Here is a 15,743-nt window from a genome sequence, read left to right as displayed (position 1 = left end):
TCCAGTATCCCGGACGTTCCGGGACCGATCGACCGGCATGCGCGCGTCGAACATCCGCGCCGCCCGCGCGTTGGGCGGGGCAGGACCGGCGGGTGATCCTGCTGCGGTCGGACAAGGGATTATGATCATGAGAATCGGGTTTATCGGTCTGGGCCAGATGGGGCATGCGATGGCTGCCAATCTGGTAGAGGCGGGTCATGAGGTGACGGTGTGGAACCGCTCGCCGGACAAGGCCGATGCGCTGGTCGAACGCGGCGCGACTCGGGCCGCGACGCCCGCCGAAGCGGCGCAGGGCGACGTGGTGATGACGATGCTGGCGGACGATGCCGCACTGGAGGCGGTGGTCTACGGCGATGACGGGATCCTCGGTGCGCCGGCGGTCCATGTATCGCACAGCACGATCAGCGTCGCGCTGGCGGAGCGGCTGACGGCGGATCAGGACGGGGCCGGAGGCTATGTCGCGGCCCCCGTCTTCGGTCGTCCGCCCGCGGCGGCGGCGGCGATGCTGTTCGTCGTTGCGGCGGGACGCGACGATCTGATCGCCCGGTGCGGGCCCGCACTGGATGCCATCAGCCAGCGTGTGTTCCGTGTCGGCGAGACGCCGTCCGCCGCCAATCTGGTGAAGCTCAGCGGCAACTTCATGATCATGGCGGCGGTCGAGGCGATGGCGGAGGCGATGACGCTGGCGGAAAAGGGCGGGGTCGAACCGGCGCTGCTGCTCGAGGTGCTGACGGGTACGCTGTTCAACGCGCCGGTCTACAAGACGTACGGCGAGATGCTGGTCGAACAGCGGTTTACACCCGCGGGCTTTGCCGCACCGCTGGGGCTGAAGGACATGAACCTCGTCGACACCGCGGCGGGCCGCCTGCGTACGCCGATGCCGCTGCTCGGCGTGGTGCGCGATCATCTGCGCGCCGCGATCGCGCAGGGGGGGGGAGATGTCGACTGGTCGGCGGTGGGCGCCGTCGTCCGGCGCAACGCCGGGCTTTAACGCCCCCGTTCGCCCGCCTGTCGGCCGCGCAGCGCGGCCTGCAGGCGGGGTCGCACTACGAGGAAGCCGAGATAGGCACGCTCTAGCAGGCGGAGCGCCGTGCCGTTACGCGCGAGCAGGCCGAGTGGCCGCAGCATCGGGATTGCGCGCCACATCGCGGCGAACGCCGCCGCGCCCGACAGCATCGTCCCGTCCTCACGCGCATGAAACCGCGCGAGCAGGTCCCGGCGGTCGATCGGGCAAGTCGCATCGGGATCGGTGGCATCGACGAAGGTGATCGCGCCGCGCCGGTCGAGCCGCCGCATGAGCGCGATCTCGCGCCGGCATAACGGGCAGTCGCCGTCATGCCAGACGACCAGATCGGTCACCGGGCGTCCGCCGCGTCGGAGTCGGGGTTGCGTGCGCTGATCCGCGTGGCGAGCAATGTCGCAAAGCCGAGCCAGCCCACGAACGGCACGCCGAGCAGCGCCGCGGGACGATCGACCTTCGCCGCCGCCGCGACATACGCACCGCCGGTTGCGACCATCGTGCCTGCGACGACCGCGCCGGATCGCAGCGCCCGCTTGTGAAAGAAGATCTCGGTCCAGCCGCCGACCATTGCGGTGTTGAGCAGCCACAGCCCGACCGCACTCGTGCGACGTGGCCCTGCGGGCTGGCGGAGCAGACGATATCCACCGACGGCGAGCCCGGTCTCGAGCACCGGCCACACCGCGCCGAACACGGCATCGGGCGGCGTATAGCTGGGCTTGTCGAGCCGCTTGTACCAGCGGCGGGTCCGCGGATGAGAGGGGTCGGGCGCATTGCGGCGACCGATCGCGGCGCTGACGCCGAGGACCGACACGACGATCAGTGCGGCAGCGGTCCGCGACAGCACTGGCGGTGGCGGTGGCGCATGCGCCGGTACGGGCGACGCGACCGGATGGTGATCAGGATGGGCCATCGGTCAGCGCTCCGCCAGATAGCGTTCGAGATCGTCGCAGCCACCGATCGTCTCGCCATCGATGACGATCAGCGGGGTCGTCGCGATGCCGTGCTCGGTCTTGAACGCCTCGACCCTGTCCCGATCGCGGAGGATCTGGTCGTCGACGTCATAGCCTTCTGCCTGAAGCAGCTGCTTGGCGCGAACGCCGAACGGGCAGGTGTGATCGGGCAGCACCATCCGGTGCAGCGTCGCGGTACGGGTCTGGGTCATCATCGTCCTCGGATCTGCGGCCTCTCGATACGCCGATCGATGCCAGATCCTATAGCGCGGGATGGCCCCAGACGTTCCCTCCGGACGTTGCGGGCTAGCGGCGCAGGGCGCGGCGCACGGCGGTCCAGCTGACGAACTTGAAGTTCTGCGTGTCGGGGGCGTTGTCGCCGTCCTGCGCGACGAACAGGCCGCCCGGATAGGCCGGGCCGAAATCGCCGAGCATCAGGTCGATGCCGTCGGTATCGCTGGTCCCGTCGATCGCCCCGCCGCCGATCCGGAACCGTCCCGCATAGGTGACGCCGGGCAGGCGGTAGAGCGTGTAGGCGTTGTCGCCCTGGCTCGAGACGACCAGATAGCCGCCGCGTCGGCCCGAGGGCGCGAGCGCGAGGCCTTCCGCATCGGCGACGAGCGTCTTGCCGTCGACCTGCGCGATCGGCGTCGGCGTCCCCGGTGCTGCCGGATCCGCGTCGAACCGCCAGAGCCCGACATCTTCTTCCGCGACGTAGAGCAGCCCGGTCCGGTCGTCGACGACGCAGCCCTCGGCCTGGCTCGCGAGCTTCATCGAGCGGACGGTCGTGACCTTGGGGACCGTGCCCGAGACGTCGATCGCGACCTGATCAATCCGCCCGTCCTTCAGCACGACGAAGCCGAACAGCGCGTGATCGCGCGCGCGCGTCCACAGGCACATGCCGTAAGCCTCGCCCGGGCCGACCGGGAAGCGGCCGAGCGGCACGAGCCTCGCCGCCGCGGTGTCGAGCGTGAACAGCGAGACGTGTGCGACGTCGACATTGGCGCGGTCGCTCGCCGCCGCGATGACGCGCGTGCCGACCGCGCGCAGGTCGACATTGTTCAGCCGGTCGGCGGGCGTGAAGCTCAGCCGCTTGCCGGCCAGGCTGTAGACGTGGATGCCCGCCTTCTTGTCGGTCCCGATGACCAGGCTCTTCGCCGGGTCCGCGGGGTTGCGCCAGATTGCGGGATCGTCCGCCGCATCCGCCGCGGTATCGACCGGATCGGTTTCCGCGGTCGCCGCGACCAGCGGCGCGGTGGCCGTCTGGGGCATGCTTGTGGTCGCGCACCCGGCGAGGATCAGCGCGACGAGCGGCAGTCCGCGCATCAGAAGGTCACCCGCACGCCGCCGGTATAGCGCCGCCCGAACGTCTCATGCTCGATCGTATAGGCGGACGAGCCGGCATAGCGGCGGCCCGGGCCGTTCAGCAGATTGGCAAAATCGCCATAGATCTCGACATTGTTGTTGATCGCATAGCGCACGCTGGCGTCTAGCTCATTGTCCTTCGCCCAGTAGAAGTCGCCGCCATCGATCCCGCGGACGACGCCGCCGATCGTGTCGGTGCCGCCGATCGCATCGAGCCATGCCGAGCGGTTCTGATAGGACACCCGCGCCGAAAAGCCGTATTTCTCGTAATAGGCGATCAGATTGTAGATCGCGTCCGACGCACCGGGCAGCGGCACCTTGCGCGAGGGCAGGGCCGCGGTCCCCGGCGTCTCGGCGCGGCTCTTATTGATCGTCGCGTTGAGCTGGACGCCGAAGCCACCCATCCATTCGGGCAGCCCGAGATCGGCGGTGAAGGGCTCGAGCTGCTGCTGGATCGCACCCTCGATGCCCATGATATAGCCGCTGCCGCCGTTGACGATCGTCGAATAGAGATAGCCCGATCGGTCGACGCCGCCGGTGTTCAGCGTCGTCCGCCCGAACGTCTGCGTCGAATCGAACAGTACGTCGGTGACGTCCTTGTAATAGGCGCCGATCGACAGGAAGCCGCGCGGCATCGTGTAATATTCGACGTAGAGATCGACGCCCTTCGCCTTTTCGGGCTTCGCATCGGGATTGCCGCCGGAGATGGTGGCGTTCGCATCGTTATAGCTGAGATTGGGGCGCAGCTGATCATAATCGGGGCGTGCGGCGCCGGTGTTGAACGACAGCCGTGCCTTCATCCGGTCGTCGACGTCCCAGTTGAGGTGGAGGCTCGGATAGACCAGCGTCTGGCTCGACTTCACGTCGATCGGTGTTGTGACCGTCGTCGCCGCGCTGCCGGTGCCGACCGTGCCGATCGAGAAGGCGCGTGCGTCGTTGCGGATATGCTCGACGCGGGCGCCGCCGATGATGCTGCCCCAGCCGGTCGTCGCGGTCGCCATCGCATAGGCCGAATAGACCTTCTCGCCGACGTCGTAGAAATTGGCGTCGCTGCGAACATAGCTGCCGACCGCCTTGGCCTGATCGACCAGTCCGAGAACCTTGTCGCGGTCGAAATACTGGAAGGTGTAGCCGAGCGGGATCTCGCCCTGGAACCCGCCGGGCTTGGCGATCGCCGAATAGTTCGTCGCGATACCCGCCGCGGCGAACTGCGCGGGCGTAGACAGATCGAGCAGATATTCGTTCGACGTCTTGGTGCGGTCGTCATAGCGCACGCCGGCGGCGAGGATCGTCGAGGCGCCGAACACCGACGCCTCGCGGCTGATGTCGAGCTTGGCGGTATAGGCCTCGGTCACGTCCTGCGCCTTGAGCGAGCGCAGGCGCGACAGGGTGCGCGGGAAATCCTCGATCGCCGTGACCCGGTCGCCGCGCGAAAAGCTGCCATCTGCGTTGCGGATCGTCCGGTACAGCTGCACCTTGGCGAGCTGCGGATCGGTCAGGTCATAGCCGACGGTCAGGCGGTTGGCGGCATTCGCACCGTTGGTGCCGAACGAGGGGCTGTCATAGTTGAGCTGCGCAGGCTGCGACCGGTCGTCGATCGACCGGGTGTAGTTGCCGCGCCACGCGACCTTCCAGTCGCCGAGTTCGTGATCACCGCCCAGCGTGTTGGTGAACACCGACTGCTTGTACTTGCGCACCGTGAAGTTCGAATTGAGATCGATCCCGTACACCGTGCCGAGCAGGGGGGTGTTGCCCGTGCAGACATCGGCATAGCCCGTGGTGCCCGAGGCCGGTCGCGCATTGACCGCGCAGGCGGCGGTGCCGTTCGGGGTGCGCGACTGCTGGTCGTCGAGATCGAAGATGTAATTGTTGCGCTGCTCGTCATCCTCGAACGCGGAGTAGATCGTCTCGGCGAACAGCTTGTGGCCGGGGGCGGGGCGCCAGTCGAGCCGGCTCGACAGCGAATAGTTCTTGCGCGTCAGCCGGTAGAGCTTGTTCTCGGTCTCGCGCGCCCAGTTGCGTGTCTCGTACCCGGGGCGCAGGTCGCGGTCGACCGCTTCGAAATCGGTCTCGAAATTGTCGGTGACCATGCCGCGGCGATAGAGGCTGGCGGACGAGACGATGCCGAATTCGCCGATCCCCGTGTCAAACCGGTCAGATACGACCAGCGAGCCTTCATATTCGGTCTTCTTGCCGAGCTCGACATGACCGAGGCCGCCCTTGGCCTGAACCTTCAGCCCCGGATAGTCGAACGCCGAGCGGGTGATGATGTCGACATTGCCCGCGATCGTCTCGCCGGTCATGTCGGGGGTCACCGCTTTCCGCACGATGATCTGCGACGCGATCGCCGAGGGGATCGAGTCGAACCGGGCGTCACGACCCTCCGGGCTGACCACGTTGATCCCGTCGAACGACAATGTCGTCCAGTTGATCGGGCTGCCCCGCAGCGTGATGTAGCGAGCCTGGCCCTGGTCGCGCTGGACGCCGACGCCAGGCAGGCGGCTGACCGCCTGCGCCACATTCTGGTCGGGCAGGCGCCCGATCGAATCCGACGCGATCACTGAGACCAGCGAGGGGCTGGTCCGCTGGATCTGCAGCGCCGCCGCTTCGGACTCGGCGATCGGGCGCGATCCCGAAACGACGATCTCGTCGCCGTCGGCACTGGTCTCGATCGTCATCGCGACATCGAGCACGACCGCCGCGTCGGTGACCGTGACGCTGCGCCGGGCATCGGGAAAGCCGACATAGCGGACCACGACGTCATGCGTCCCGGCGGGGATCCCGGCCAGCGTGAACCGGCCCGCGCGATCCGCCGCGGTCGCGAGACCCAGCGCGGGGATCGAGACCGATGCGCCGTCGAGATAGTCGCCGCTGCCGGCCTGCGAGATCGTGCCCGTGATGCTGGCATTGCCACGCGGGGCGGGGGCTGCGGCTGCGGCGGGGCCATCGACCGGTTCGGCGCGGGCGATCCCGATCGCGAGCGGGATCATCGCGCTGCCGATAAGAAGCGCGCGCAAGACAGCAGGGCCGCGTGCGCGGTGTGACAGGCCGATGATCATGATGGTTCCCCGATTGGTCCAGCTATGGGCTGGCTTGCCGGGGTGCCTATTGCAGACCAATGGCAGCGTGGTGACACGGGGGTGACAGTTTCATTACGTCGTGCCCCGCGTCCCTCGACACAGCGCGCCATTCCGCGTCGAGAAGCATCTTGCGTCGCCAACGCCGAGCCGATAGACGCTCGCCATCGCATCGCGACCGCCGGCGCTTATCTGCCGCACGGACGCGCGGTCGATATGCGGGTGTAGCTCAATGGTAGAGCTTTTGCTTCCCAAGCAAGTGACGAGGGTTCGATTCCCTTCACCCGCTCCACGCCGACACCGTCGGTGCCAGCGCAAATCCTTTTCCACGCCGACCACCGGGTCGCGATCGCCTGTCCAGCGATGCGACCGCGGTGTCGCGTTCGGTCACTTGATCAGGATGACCGCCTTCGACAGCGTCATGTAGATCCCCCAGAGGATCGGCACGCCGACCGCCAGCCAGGCGAGGATGACGGTCGACCGCGATCCACCGCCATGCTGTGCGGTGGTGGTGGCCGTCGTGGCGTCGATGGCAGTCGTCGAAGCCACGCCCTCGGTAACCGGCATGTGGAAGCGGCTTGCCACCGGCTTGACGAACAGGTTGGCGACGAAGCCGACCACGAGCATCGCCGCGAGCATCAGGAAGATCGGCTGATAGACCTGATCGCGTGGGATCCCCGCGGCAATCCGGCCGTCGCGCATGTTGGCGACGAGCAGCGGCCCGACAACGCCCGCGGTCGACCAGGCGGTCAGCAGCCGGCCGTGGATCGCGCCGACGAACTTGGTCCCGAATATGTCCGCCAGATAGGCGGGCACGGTCGCGAAGCCGCCGCCATAGGTCGAGGCGAGGATGCAGAAGACGAGGATGAAGAGACCGAGGCCTCTGCCAGCGAGTGCGGGGGCGGCGATACCATAGAGGACAGCGCTGATCGCCAGGATTACCGCGTAGAGCGGCTTGCGCCCCAGCCGGTCGGAGAACCACGCCCAGAAGAAGCGGCCGCCGATGTTGAACAGGCTGATCGCGCCGACGAACCCGGCACCGACCGCCGCCGCGGCGACCTTCTGACTGTCGCTGAATGCGGTGAAGAGCACGCCCGGCGCATCGATCAGGCGACCGCCAAAGATCTCCTGAAGCATTGGCGAGGCGACGCCGATGATGCCGATCGACGCGGAGACGTTGAGCAGCAGGACGATCCAGATGAGCCAGAATTGCGGCGTCTTGTGCGCATCCTTCAGATCGACGTTGAACCGGCTGATCGTTGCCTTGGCATCGGTCGGCGGGGTCCAGCCGGCGGGCTTCCAGCCCTCGGCAGGCACGCGGTAGCCGAGCGCGCCGGCCATCATGAACACGAAATAGATGACTGCGAGGACGAGGAACGTTTGCCAGACGCCGACGCCGGTCGGGCCGGAGAAGTGCTTCATCAAGGAGTTGGCGAGCGGGCTGCCGATCATCGCGCCGCCGCCAAAGCCCATGATCGCCATGCCCGTCGCCATGCCGCGCCGGTCGGGAAACCATTTGATCAGCGTCGAGACGGGCGAGATATAGCCGAGACCCAGACCGATGCCGCCGATCACGCCCGAACCGAGCCAGATAAGCCACAATTGGTGCATCGACACGCCGATCGCGCCGATCCCCATCCCGCCGCACCAGCAGAACGCGGCGACGACGCCGGCCTTGCGCGGACCGGCGCGTTCGAGCCAGCCGCCCCAGATCGCCGCGGCGGCGCCGAGGACGACGAAGAAGAGGGTGTAGGTCCAGACGAGGTCGCTGACCCGCCAGTCGCAGGTCGTGGTCGTCAGCGCCTGGGCCAGCGTCATGCTTTCGCAGACCACCGGATCGGTGATCCCGATCGCGCGCGACAGCGGCAGCCAGAACACGCTGAAGCCATAGGCCATGCCGATGCACAGATGGATGGCGAGCGCGCAGGGCGGCACCAGCCAGCGATCAAAGCCCGGCCCTGCTACCGTCCGTGCCCGGTCGAGCAGCCCGCCGGTTGATCCATCCGCCATCATCATCCCCTTTTTATGAAGGGGATGCATGCGGGCGGGCGGCGACAAAGGAAAGCCGACTAAGGTCGGGGACGACTATATTTATACAAAAACATCGTCCCCGCCACGTCGATCAGGGGTCGATCAGGCGTCGAACAGGATCTCGAGCGGCTCGAGATCGGTGATCGTCGCGCGGACCTGTACCCCGGGCAGGATCGGCCCGACGCCCGCGGGGGTGCCGGTGAAGATCAGATCGCCGGGGGCGAGTTCGACCTGACGCGACAGCGCGGCGATGACTTCGGCGACGGACCAGATCATCATCGACAGGTCGCCCGACTGGCGCGGTTCGCCGTCGATCGTCAGCCCGATCGCACCTGTCGCAGGCGGCGCGCCGGGGGTGAGCGCCGCGATCGGGGCGGACCGGTCGAACCCCTTGGCCATGTCCCATGGTCGCCCGGCCGCCTTGGCCGCCGCCTGCAGGTCGCGCCGCGTCAAGTCGATACCGACCGCATGACCGAAGATCTTCGCCGTGGCCTGCGTCGCATCGATGTCCCGTCCGCCTGCGCCCAGCGCGACGACCAGTTCGACCTCGTGATGCAGATCCTGCGTCATGCTCGGATAGGGCAGGGTGCCGCCACCGGGCACGACGGCATCGGCGGGCTTGGTGAAGAAGAAGGGCTGCTGCCGATCGGGATCCGACCCCATTTCGCGCGCGTGGTCGGCGTAATTCTGTCCGACGCAGAAGATCCTGCGGACCGGAAACCGTGCCGCGGATCCGACGATCGCGATCGTGGGGGCGGTGACGACGGGAATCTGCATCGGTTTCTCCTTCGATGGGCGCCGACCGCGTGGACCGGGGCGCGGCGCTTTGCAACAGCGTGCGGGATCGTACCGATCGCCCGTGCAGCGGGAACGTCGCGGAGTTCGGCGGGTTTGGATCCGAAACGACAGGAGATCCGCATGTCCACCCAGCCCGTACGATTCGCCCCCTCGGTCGAGACCATCGCCGAAGACGAGGCCGAGACGCTGGCGTCGCTCAAGGACAGCTTTCGCGAGATCCTCGAGACCACGTCGCAGGATTATGCGCATGCCGTGCGCGCGGTTCATGCCAAGGCGCATGGCATCGCGCGCGGCACGCTGACGATCGCTGACGGCCTGCCCGAAACGCTCGCGCAGGGCATTTTCGCGCAGCCGGGGCGTCATGAAGCGGTGCTGCGCATCTCGACGAACGCGGGCGACATTCTCGATGATAGCGTCAGCCTGCCGCGGGGCGTCGCGCTGAAGATCCTCGACGTGCAGGGCGATCGCCTGCCGGGCTCTGAAGGCGAGACGACGCAGGATTTCATCATGGTCAACGCGCCGGTCTTTGCGGCACCCGATCCCAAGGCCTTTTCGAAGAACCTCAAGCTGCTCGCCAAGACGACCGACCGCTTCGACGGTGTGAAGAAGGCGATGTCGGCGACGTTCCGCGTCGTCGAATCCGCACTGGAAGCGGTCGGGGCGGAGTCCGCGACGCTCAAGACGCTCGGCGGCGCGAAGCCAGTTCACCCGCTCGGCGAGACCTATTTTTCGCAGACGCCGCTGCGCTACGGCGACTATATCGCCAAGGTCGCGCTGTTCCCGGTCTCGCCCGCGCTGACGCGACTGACCGGCGATACGGTCGACATCACCGCACGCCCCGATGCGCTGCGGGAAGTCGTGCGCGAGGAGCTGATCGAGCATGGCGGTGTCTGGGAACTGCGCGTCCAGTTGAACACCGACCTCGACGCGATGCCGATCGAGGACGCGACGGTGGAATGGGATCAGCAGGCAAGCCCGTTCGTCACGGTCGCCACACTCGAGGTGGCGCCGCAAATCTCCTGGGAGCACGGCGTGACCGATCATACCGACGATGCGCTGTCCTACAGCGTGTGGCACGGGGTGGTCGACCATCAGCCGCTGGGCGGCGTCAATCGCGTCCGCAAGGAAACCTATGAGCTTTCGGCGGGATTCCGCGGGACGTTCAACGGGTGTCCGATGCACCAGCCCAAGACGCTGGCCGAACTTGCCTGACATGGCAGATGTTTCAGGACGCTCGCACACGCTGTTTCACGTCAGCGACGTTCATTTTGGGGCGGAGGATCCGGCGGCGCTCGCCTGGTTCTCCGCCTGTGTCGAGGCGGAGCGGCCCGACGCGGTGATCATGACCGGCGATCTGACGATGCGTGCCACGAAGGAGGAGTTCCAGCGTGGCGGCGACTGGCTGCGCAGCCTCGGCGTGCCCGTCACGCTCGAGGTCGGCAATCACGACATCCCCTATTACTGGGACCCGTTCCGCCGGTTCTTCTCGCCCTATCAGCGTTATGCCGCGGTCGAGTCGATGATCGAGAAACCCCTGGAACTGCCCGGGATCACGATCGTCCCGCTCAAGACGACGGCCCGCGCGCAGTGGCGCTGGAACTGGTCGAAGGGGCGTGTCAGCCCGGGGTCGCTGTCGCGCGCGCTGGCGATGATCGAGGATGTGCCGAAGGATCACCTGGTCTTCGTTGCGGCGCACCATCCGCTGATCGAAGGCGGCACGACCGGGACAGCAAAGACCCGCCATGGTGACAGCGCATTGACCGCACTGGCCGATGCGGGAGCGCATGCCGTGCTGTCAGGTCATGTCCACGACCCCTTCGACATTCCCGTCGAACGCAGCGGCCGGGAGATCCGCATGATCGGTGCCGGCACCCTGTCCAAGCGGACGCGCGGCAGTCCGCCCGCGTTCAACGAATTACGCGTCACCGGCCAGCAGCTCCGGACGATCCCGCGAACCATGGGTGACGACACCGGCTGACCCACCAAGGCGCGCGGTTCGACCCGACCGCCCCGCCAGTAGCCTGAAACGACAAAGGCCGCCGCCCGGATCTCCGGACGGCGGCCTTTTAACTGGTGTCTGATGCGCCCGATTACTCGGGCTTGTTCAGATACTCGCCGGCATCCGCATCGGTGCCGGTGCCCGAGGTCACGACTTCGCCAAGCGCGTCGTCCCCCGTGCCGCCGGAATCGCGCGGCGAGCGGGCGAGTTCGGCGTCATGCTCTTCCTTCGCCGACTTCGGCGCGATGATCGAGGCTTCGGCCATCTTGCGCTGGGCGACGCGCATCGAGGCATCGCGGCTGTTCGCCACGACCCGCAGGCGGTTGAGGCCTGCGCCGGTGCCTGCCGGGATGAGCCGGCCGACGATCACGTTCTCCTTCAGACCCATCAGCATGTCCTGCTTACCCTGGACCGCGGCCTCGGTGAGAACGCGGGTGGTCTCCTGGAACGATGCCGCCGAGATGAAGCTGCGGGTCTGCAGCGACGCCTTGGTGATACCGAGCAGGATGGGCTTGCCCTGTGCACGGGTCTGCTTCTTGTCGAGCTTCTCGTTGGTCGCGTCCATTTCCTCGCGATCGACCTGCTCGCCCTTCAGCAGTGTGGTGTCGCCGCCGTCGGTGATCTCGACCTTCTGCAGCATCTGACGAACGATCGTCTCGATGTGCTTGTCGTTGATCTTCACGCCCTGGAGACGATAGACCTCCTGGATTTCCGACACGAGATACTCGGCGAGGGGCTCGATACCCATCGTCTCGAGGATGTCATGCGGATCGGGCGAGCCGCCGATCAGGTTGTCGCCGCGCTTGACGTAATCGCCTTCCTGCACGTCGATGACCTTCGACTTCGGCACCAGATACTCGACGACGTCGCCGCCATCCTCGGGCTGGATGCCGATCTTGCGCTTCGCCTTGTAATCCTTGCCGAACACAACGCGGCCCGAGATCTTGGCGATGATCGCCGAGTCCTTGGGGATACGCGCCTCGAACAGCTCGGCAACGCGCGGCAGACCACCGGTGATGTCGCGCGTCTTGGCGCTCTCGCGGCTGACGCGGGCCACGACGTCGCCGCCGAACACCTGTGCACCATCCTCGACCGACAAGGTCGCACCGATCGCCAGCATGTAGCGGCCGGTCTCGCCCGACGTCTCGTCGAGCAGGGTCATGCGCGGACGCAGATCCTCCTTCGACTTGGTCGCCGCACGATATTCGATCACGACGCGCTGGGCGATGCCCGTGGCTTCGTCGGTCTGCTCGGTGAGCGTCTTGCCCTCGATCAGGTCGACATACTTGATCGTGCCCGGGTTCTCCGTGATCACCGGCATGGTGAACGGATCCCACTCGGCCATCCGGTCGCCGCGCGACACGATGTGGCCATCGTCGAACAGCACGTACGCGCCGTAGGGGATACGATCGACCGAGAGCTCGCGGCCGTCCATGTCGACGATCGCGATTTCACCCGAGCGGCTGAGCACCACGCGACGGCCACGCTGGTCGACGATGATACGCAGATCGCGGAACTGCACCGTACCGTCGGCATGCGCCTCGAGGTTCGACGTTTCGTTGAGCTGCGCTGCACCACCGATGTGGAACGTACGCATCGTCAGCTGCGTGCCCGGCTCACCGATCGACTGCGCGGCGATGACGCCGACAGCTTCACCGATGTTCACCGGCGTACCGCGGGCGAGATCGCGCCCGTAGCACTTGCCGCAGACGCCGATCTTAGATTCGCAGACCAGCGGGCTGCGAATCTTGCACGACTGTGTGCCGAGGCCTTCGATCGTCGTGATCATCGGCTCGTCGAGCAGCGTGCCCGACGGGATGATGACCTTGCCGGTCTTCGGATCGGTGATGTCCTCCGCGGTCGTACGACCAAGGATGCGCTCGCCGAGGCTTGCGATCGTCGAACCACCCTGAAGGATCGCCTTCATTTCGAGTGCGCGCGTCGTGCCGCAATCCGGTTCGATGATGACGCAGTCCTGCGACACGTCGACCAGACGACGCGTGAGGTACCCCGAGTTCGCCGTCTTCAACGCCGTATCCGCGAGGCCCTTACGAGCGCCGTGGGTCGAGTTGAAGTATTCAAGGACGGTCAGACCCTCCTTGAAGTTCGAGATGATCGGCGTCTCGATGATCTCGCCCGATGGCTTGGCCATCAGGCCACGCATACCGGCAAGCTGCTTGATCTGCGCCTGCGAACCACGGGCACCCGAGTGGGCCATCATGTAGATCGAGTTGATCGGCTTTTCACGGCCGGTCTCCGTATCGACCTTCACCGCACGGATCTCGTCCATCATGGCGTTCGCGACCTGGTCACCGCAACGGCTCCAGGCGTCGATCACCTTGTTGTACTTCTCCTGCTGCGTGATCAGACCGTCCTGATACTGCTGCTCGAAGTCCTTCACGAGCGCCTTGGTATCATCGACCAGACCGACCTTCGCGTCCGGAATGATCATGTCGTCCTTGCCGAACGAGATGCCGGCGCGGAAGGCATGGCGGAAGCCGAGCGTCATGATCGCATCGGCGAACAGCACGGTCTCCTTCTGGCCGGTGTGACGATAGACCTCGTCGATCACGTCGCCCACGTCCTTCTTGGTGAGCAGGCGGTTGACGGTGTCGAACGGCACCTTGTGGCTGTGCGGCAGGCACTCCCCGAGCAGCATGCGGCCCGGCGTCGTCTCGTAGCGCTTGAGATACTGCTTGCCGTTCTCATCGGTCTGCGGAACGCGGCTGATGATCTTGCTGTGCAGCGTCACGGCCTGGGCGTTCAGCGCCTGATGCACTTCGGCCATGTCGCCGAGCAGCATGCCCTGGCCCGGCTCGTTCTCCTTCATCATCGACAGATAATAGAGACCCAGCACCATGTCCTGCGACGGCACGATGATCGGCTTGCCGTTGGCTGGCGACAGGATGTTGTTCGTTGACATCATCAGGACGCGCGCTTCCAGCTGCGCTTCGAGCGACAGCGGGACGTGGACGGCCATCTGATCGCCATCGAAATCGGCGTTGAACGCGGAGCAGACCAGCGGGTGAAGCTGGATCGCCTTACCCTCGATCAGCACCGGCTCGAACGCCTGGATGCCCAGACGGTGAAGCGTCGGCGCACGGTTCAGCATGACCGGATGCTCGCGGATCACCTCGTCCAGGATGTCCCAGACTTCCTTGCGCTCCTTCTCGACCCACTTCTTCGCCTGCTTCAGCGTCATGCTGAGGCCCTTGGCGTCGAGGCGTGCGTAGATGAACGGCTTGAACAGCTCGAGCGCCATCTTCTTCGGAAGGCCGCACTGGTGCAGCTTGAGTTCAGGCCCGGTCACGATGACCGAACGACCCGAATAGTCGACGCGCTTGCCGAGAAGATTCTGGCGGAAGCGGCCCTGCTTGCCCTTGAGCATGTCCGACAGCGACTTGAGCGGACGCTTGTTGGCGCCCGTGATCGTGCGACCGCGGCGACCATTGTCGAACAGTGCGTCGACGGCCTCCTGCAGCATGCGCTTCTCGTTGCGGACGATGATGTCCGGCGCGCGGAGCTCCATCAGGCGCTTCAAGCGGTTGTTGCGGTTGATCACGCGGCGATACAGATCGTTCAGATCCGACGTCGCGAAACGACCACCGTCCAGAGGCACCAGCGGGCGCAGTTCGGGCGGGATGACCGGCACGACCTCGAGGATCATCCATTCGGGGCGGTTGCCCGAATCGATGAAGCTCTCGACGACCTTCAGCCGCTTGATGATCTTCTTGGGCTTGAGCTCGGACTTGGTGACCGCGAGCTCTTCGAGCAGCGTGGTACGCTCACCCTCGAGATCGAGCGACTCCAGCATGATGCGGACCGCCTCGGCACCGATACCGGCCGAGAACGCGTCCTCGCCATACTGGTCCTGCGCGTCGAGGAGCTCGTCCTCGGTCATCAGCTGGTACTTCTCGAGCGGGGTCAGGCCCGGCTCGATGACGATGTACGCCTCGAAGTACAGCACGCGCTCGAGCTGCTTGAGCTGCATGTCGAGCAGCAGGCCGATGCGGCTCGGCAGCGACTTCAGGAACCAGATGTGCGCGACGGGAGCTGCGAGCTCGATATGGCCCATGCGCTCGCGGCGGACCTTCGAGACGGTAACCTCGACGCCGCACTTCTCGCAGACGATGCCCTTGTACTTCATGCGCTTGTACTTGCCGCACAGGCACTCGTAATCCTTGATCGGACCGAAGATGCGCGCGCAGAACAGGCCGTCACGCTCGGGCTTGAACGTGCGATAGTTGATGGTCTCGGGCTTCTTGATCTCGCCGAACGACCAGCTGCGGATCTTGTCCGGCGATGCGATGCCGATCTGGATCTGGTCGAACGTCTCGGCCTTGGCGACCGGATTGGCGAAGGGGGTCATTTCGTTCATATATTGATCCTTCCAACTCCCCTCCCGCGAGCGGGAGGGGAAGGGGCCCAAGCTCTTGCTTGGGAAGGGGTGGGCACCCGGTTCGATCTTGGCGCTCCATCACCGGCCGGGAGCCCACCCCCGG

At 66.0% G+C, this 15,743-nt stretch carries 11 protein-coding genes and 1 tRNA gene; 4 read left to right on the top strand and 8 right to left on the bottom strand.

The window, feature by feature from the left end; genetic code table 11:
• Window positions 1-37: 37 nt before the first annotated feature.
• On the top strand, window positions 38-991 hold the full coding sequence (locus tag C8J24_RS01705) for an NAD(P)-dependent oxidoreductase (RefSeq protein WP_338110765.1): 954 nt from the start codon (window positions 38-40) through the stop codon (window positions 989-991).
• Here the strand turns inward: C8J24_RS01705 and C8J24_RS01700 are convergent.
• The 5 genes from C8J24_RS01700 to C8J24_RS01680 form a co-directional block, all read right to left on the bottom strand.
• Window positions 988-1,359, bottom strand: coding sequence for a thiol-disulfide oxidoreductase DCC family protein (locus tag C8J24_RS01700; protein ID WP_107929848.1), 372 nt, complete (start codon window positions 1,357-1,359; stop codon window positions 988-990). The genes C8J24_RS01705 and C8J24_RS01700 overlap by 4 nt on opposite strands.
• Window positions 1,356-1,931 (bottom strand): TspO/MBR family protein, encoded by a 576-nt coding sequence (locus C8J24_RS01695; RefSeq protein ID WP_107929846.1) that lies wholly within the window; start codon window positions 1,929-1,931, stop codon window positions 1,356-1,358. Before C8J24_RS01695 ends, C8J24_RS01700 begins: the two co-directional genes overlap by 4 nt.
• Before the next feature lie 3 nt (window positions 1,932-1,934).
• Window positions 1,935-2,183, bottom strand: coding sequence for a glutaredoxin domain-containing protein (locus C8J24_RS01690; RefSeq protein ID WP_107931398.1), 249 nt, complete (start codon window positions 2,181-2,183; stop codon window positions 1,935-1,937).
• A 94-nt stretch (window positions 2,184-2,277) separates the two neighbouring features.
• Entirely contained in the window at window positions 2,278-3,297 is a 1,020-nt protein-coding gene (locus C8J24_RS01685; RefSeq protein WP_167396668.1) for a phytase, read from the bottom strand.
• Window positions 3,297-6,353: a TonB-dependent receptor gene (locus tag C8J24_RS01680; RefSeq protein ID WP_159511178.1), complete on the bottom strand. Its 3,057-nt coding sequence runs from the start codon at window positions 6,351-6,353 to the stop codon at window positions 3,297-3,299. Before C8J24_RS01680 ends, C8J24_RS01685 begins: the two co-directional genes overlap by 1 nt.
• A gap of 278 nt (window positions 6,354-6,631) precedes the next feature.
• Here C8J24_RS01680 and C8J24_RS01675 point away from each other — a divergent pair.
• Window positions 6,632-6,705 (top strand) — tRNA-Gly (locus C8J24_RS01675).
• A 95-nt stretch (window positions 6,706-6,800) separates the two neighbouring features.
• On the opposite strand, the gene C8J24_RS01670 is transcribed toward C8J24_RS01675, so the two are convergent.
• Window positions 6,801-8,423 (bottom strand): OFA family MFS transporter, encoded by a 1,623-nt coding sequence (locus C8J24_RS01670; protein ID WP_208620893.1) that lies wholly within the window; start codon window positions 8,421-8,423, stop codon window positions 6,801-6,803.
• Between the two features lie 123 nt (window positions 8,424-8,546).
• Complete coding sequence (locus C8J24_RS01665; RefSeq protein WP_107929838.1) at window positions 8,547-9,221, bottom strand: fumarylacetoacetate hydrolase family protein; 675 nt, start codon at window positions 9,219-9,221, stop codon at window positions 8,547-8,549.
• A gap of 141 nt (window positions 9,222-9,362) precedes the next feature.
• Here C8J24_RS01665 and C8J24_RS01660 point away from each other — a divergent pair, with 141 nt between their 5' ends.
• Both C8J24_RS01660 and C8J24_RS01655 read left to right on the top strand, forming a co-directional pair.
• Window positions 9,363-10,454, top strand: a complete 1,092-nt coding sequence (locus C8J24_RS01660) for a catalase family protein (protein ID WP_107929836.1) — start codon at window positions 9,363-9,365, stop codon at window positions 10,452-10,454.
• Window position 10,455: 1 nt separating this feature from the next.
• Window positions 10,456-11,220, top strand: a complete 765-nt coding sequence (locus C8J24_RS01655) for a metallophosphoesterase family protein (RefSeq protein WP_107929833.1) — start codon at window positions 10,456-10,458, stop codon at window positions 11,218-11,220.
• 112 nt (window positions 11,221-11,332) lie between these two features.
• Here C8J24_RS01655 and rpoC read toward each other — a convergent pair whose 3' ends face one another.
• Window positions 11,333-15,619 (bottom strand): DNA-directed RNA polymerase subunit beta', encoded by a 4,287-nt coding sequence (gene rpoC / locus C8J24_RS01650; protein ID WP_031393739.1) that lies wholly within the window; start codon window positions 15,617-15,619, stop codon window positions 11,333-11,335.
• Window positions 15,620-15,743 lie beyond the last annotated feature (124 nt).

Source organism: Sphingomonas aerolata (genome assembly GCF_003046295.1).
In the GTDB taxonomy this organism is placed as follows: domain Bacteria; phylum Pseudomonadota; class Alphaproteobacteria; order Sphingomonadales; family Sphingomonadaceae; genus Sphingomonas; species Sphingomonas aerolata.
Note: the sequence above shows the minus strand (reverse complement) of the source record. Positions and strands in the feature narration are given on the sequence as shown.

Bases quoted from the DNA above. Each gene is read 5' to 3' on its own strand.
- C8J24_RS01705 (WP_338110765.1), top strand. From the start codon at position 38: ATGCGCGCGTCGAACATCCGCGCCGCCCGCGCGTTGGGCGGGGCAGGA.
- C8J24_RS01695 (WP_107929846.1), bottom strand. From the start codon at position 1,931: ATGGCCCATCCTGATCACCATCCGGTCGCGTCGCCCGTACCGGCGCAT.
- C8J24_RS01690 (WP_107931398.1), bottom strand. From the start codon at position 2,183: ATGACCCAGACCCGTACCGCGACGCTGCACCGGATGGTGCTGCCCGAT.
- C8J24_RS01685 (WP_167396668.1), bottom strand. From the start codon at position 3,297: ATGCGCGGACTGCCGCTCGTCGCGCTGATCCTCGCCGGGTGCGCGACC.
- C8J24_RS01670 (WP_208620893.1), bottom strand. From the start codon at position 8,423: ATGGCGGATGGATCAACCGGCGGGCTGCTCGACCGGGCACGGACGGTA.
- C8J24_RS01665 (WP_107929838.1), bottom strand. From the start codon at position 9,221: ATGCAGATTCCCGTCGTCACCGCCCCCACGATCGCGATCGTCGGATCC.
- C8J24_RS01660 (WP_107929836.1), top strand. From the start codon at position 9,363: ATGTCCACCCAGCCCGTACGATTCGCCCCCTCGGTCGAGACCATCGCC.
- C8J24_RS01655 (WP_107929833.1), top strand. From the start codon at position 10,456: ATGGCAGATGTTTCAGGACGCTCGCACACGCTGTTTCACGTCAGCGAC.
- rpoC (WP_031393739.1), bottom strand. From the start codon at position 15,619: ATGAACGAAATGACCCCCTTCGCCAATCCGGTCGCCAAGGCCGAGACG.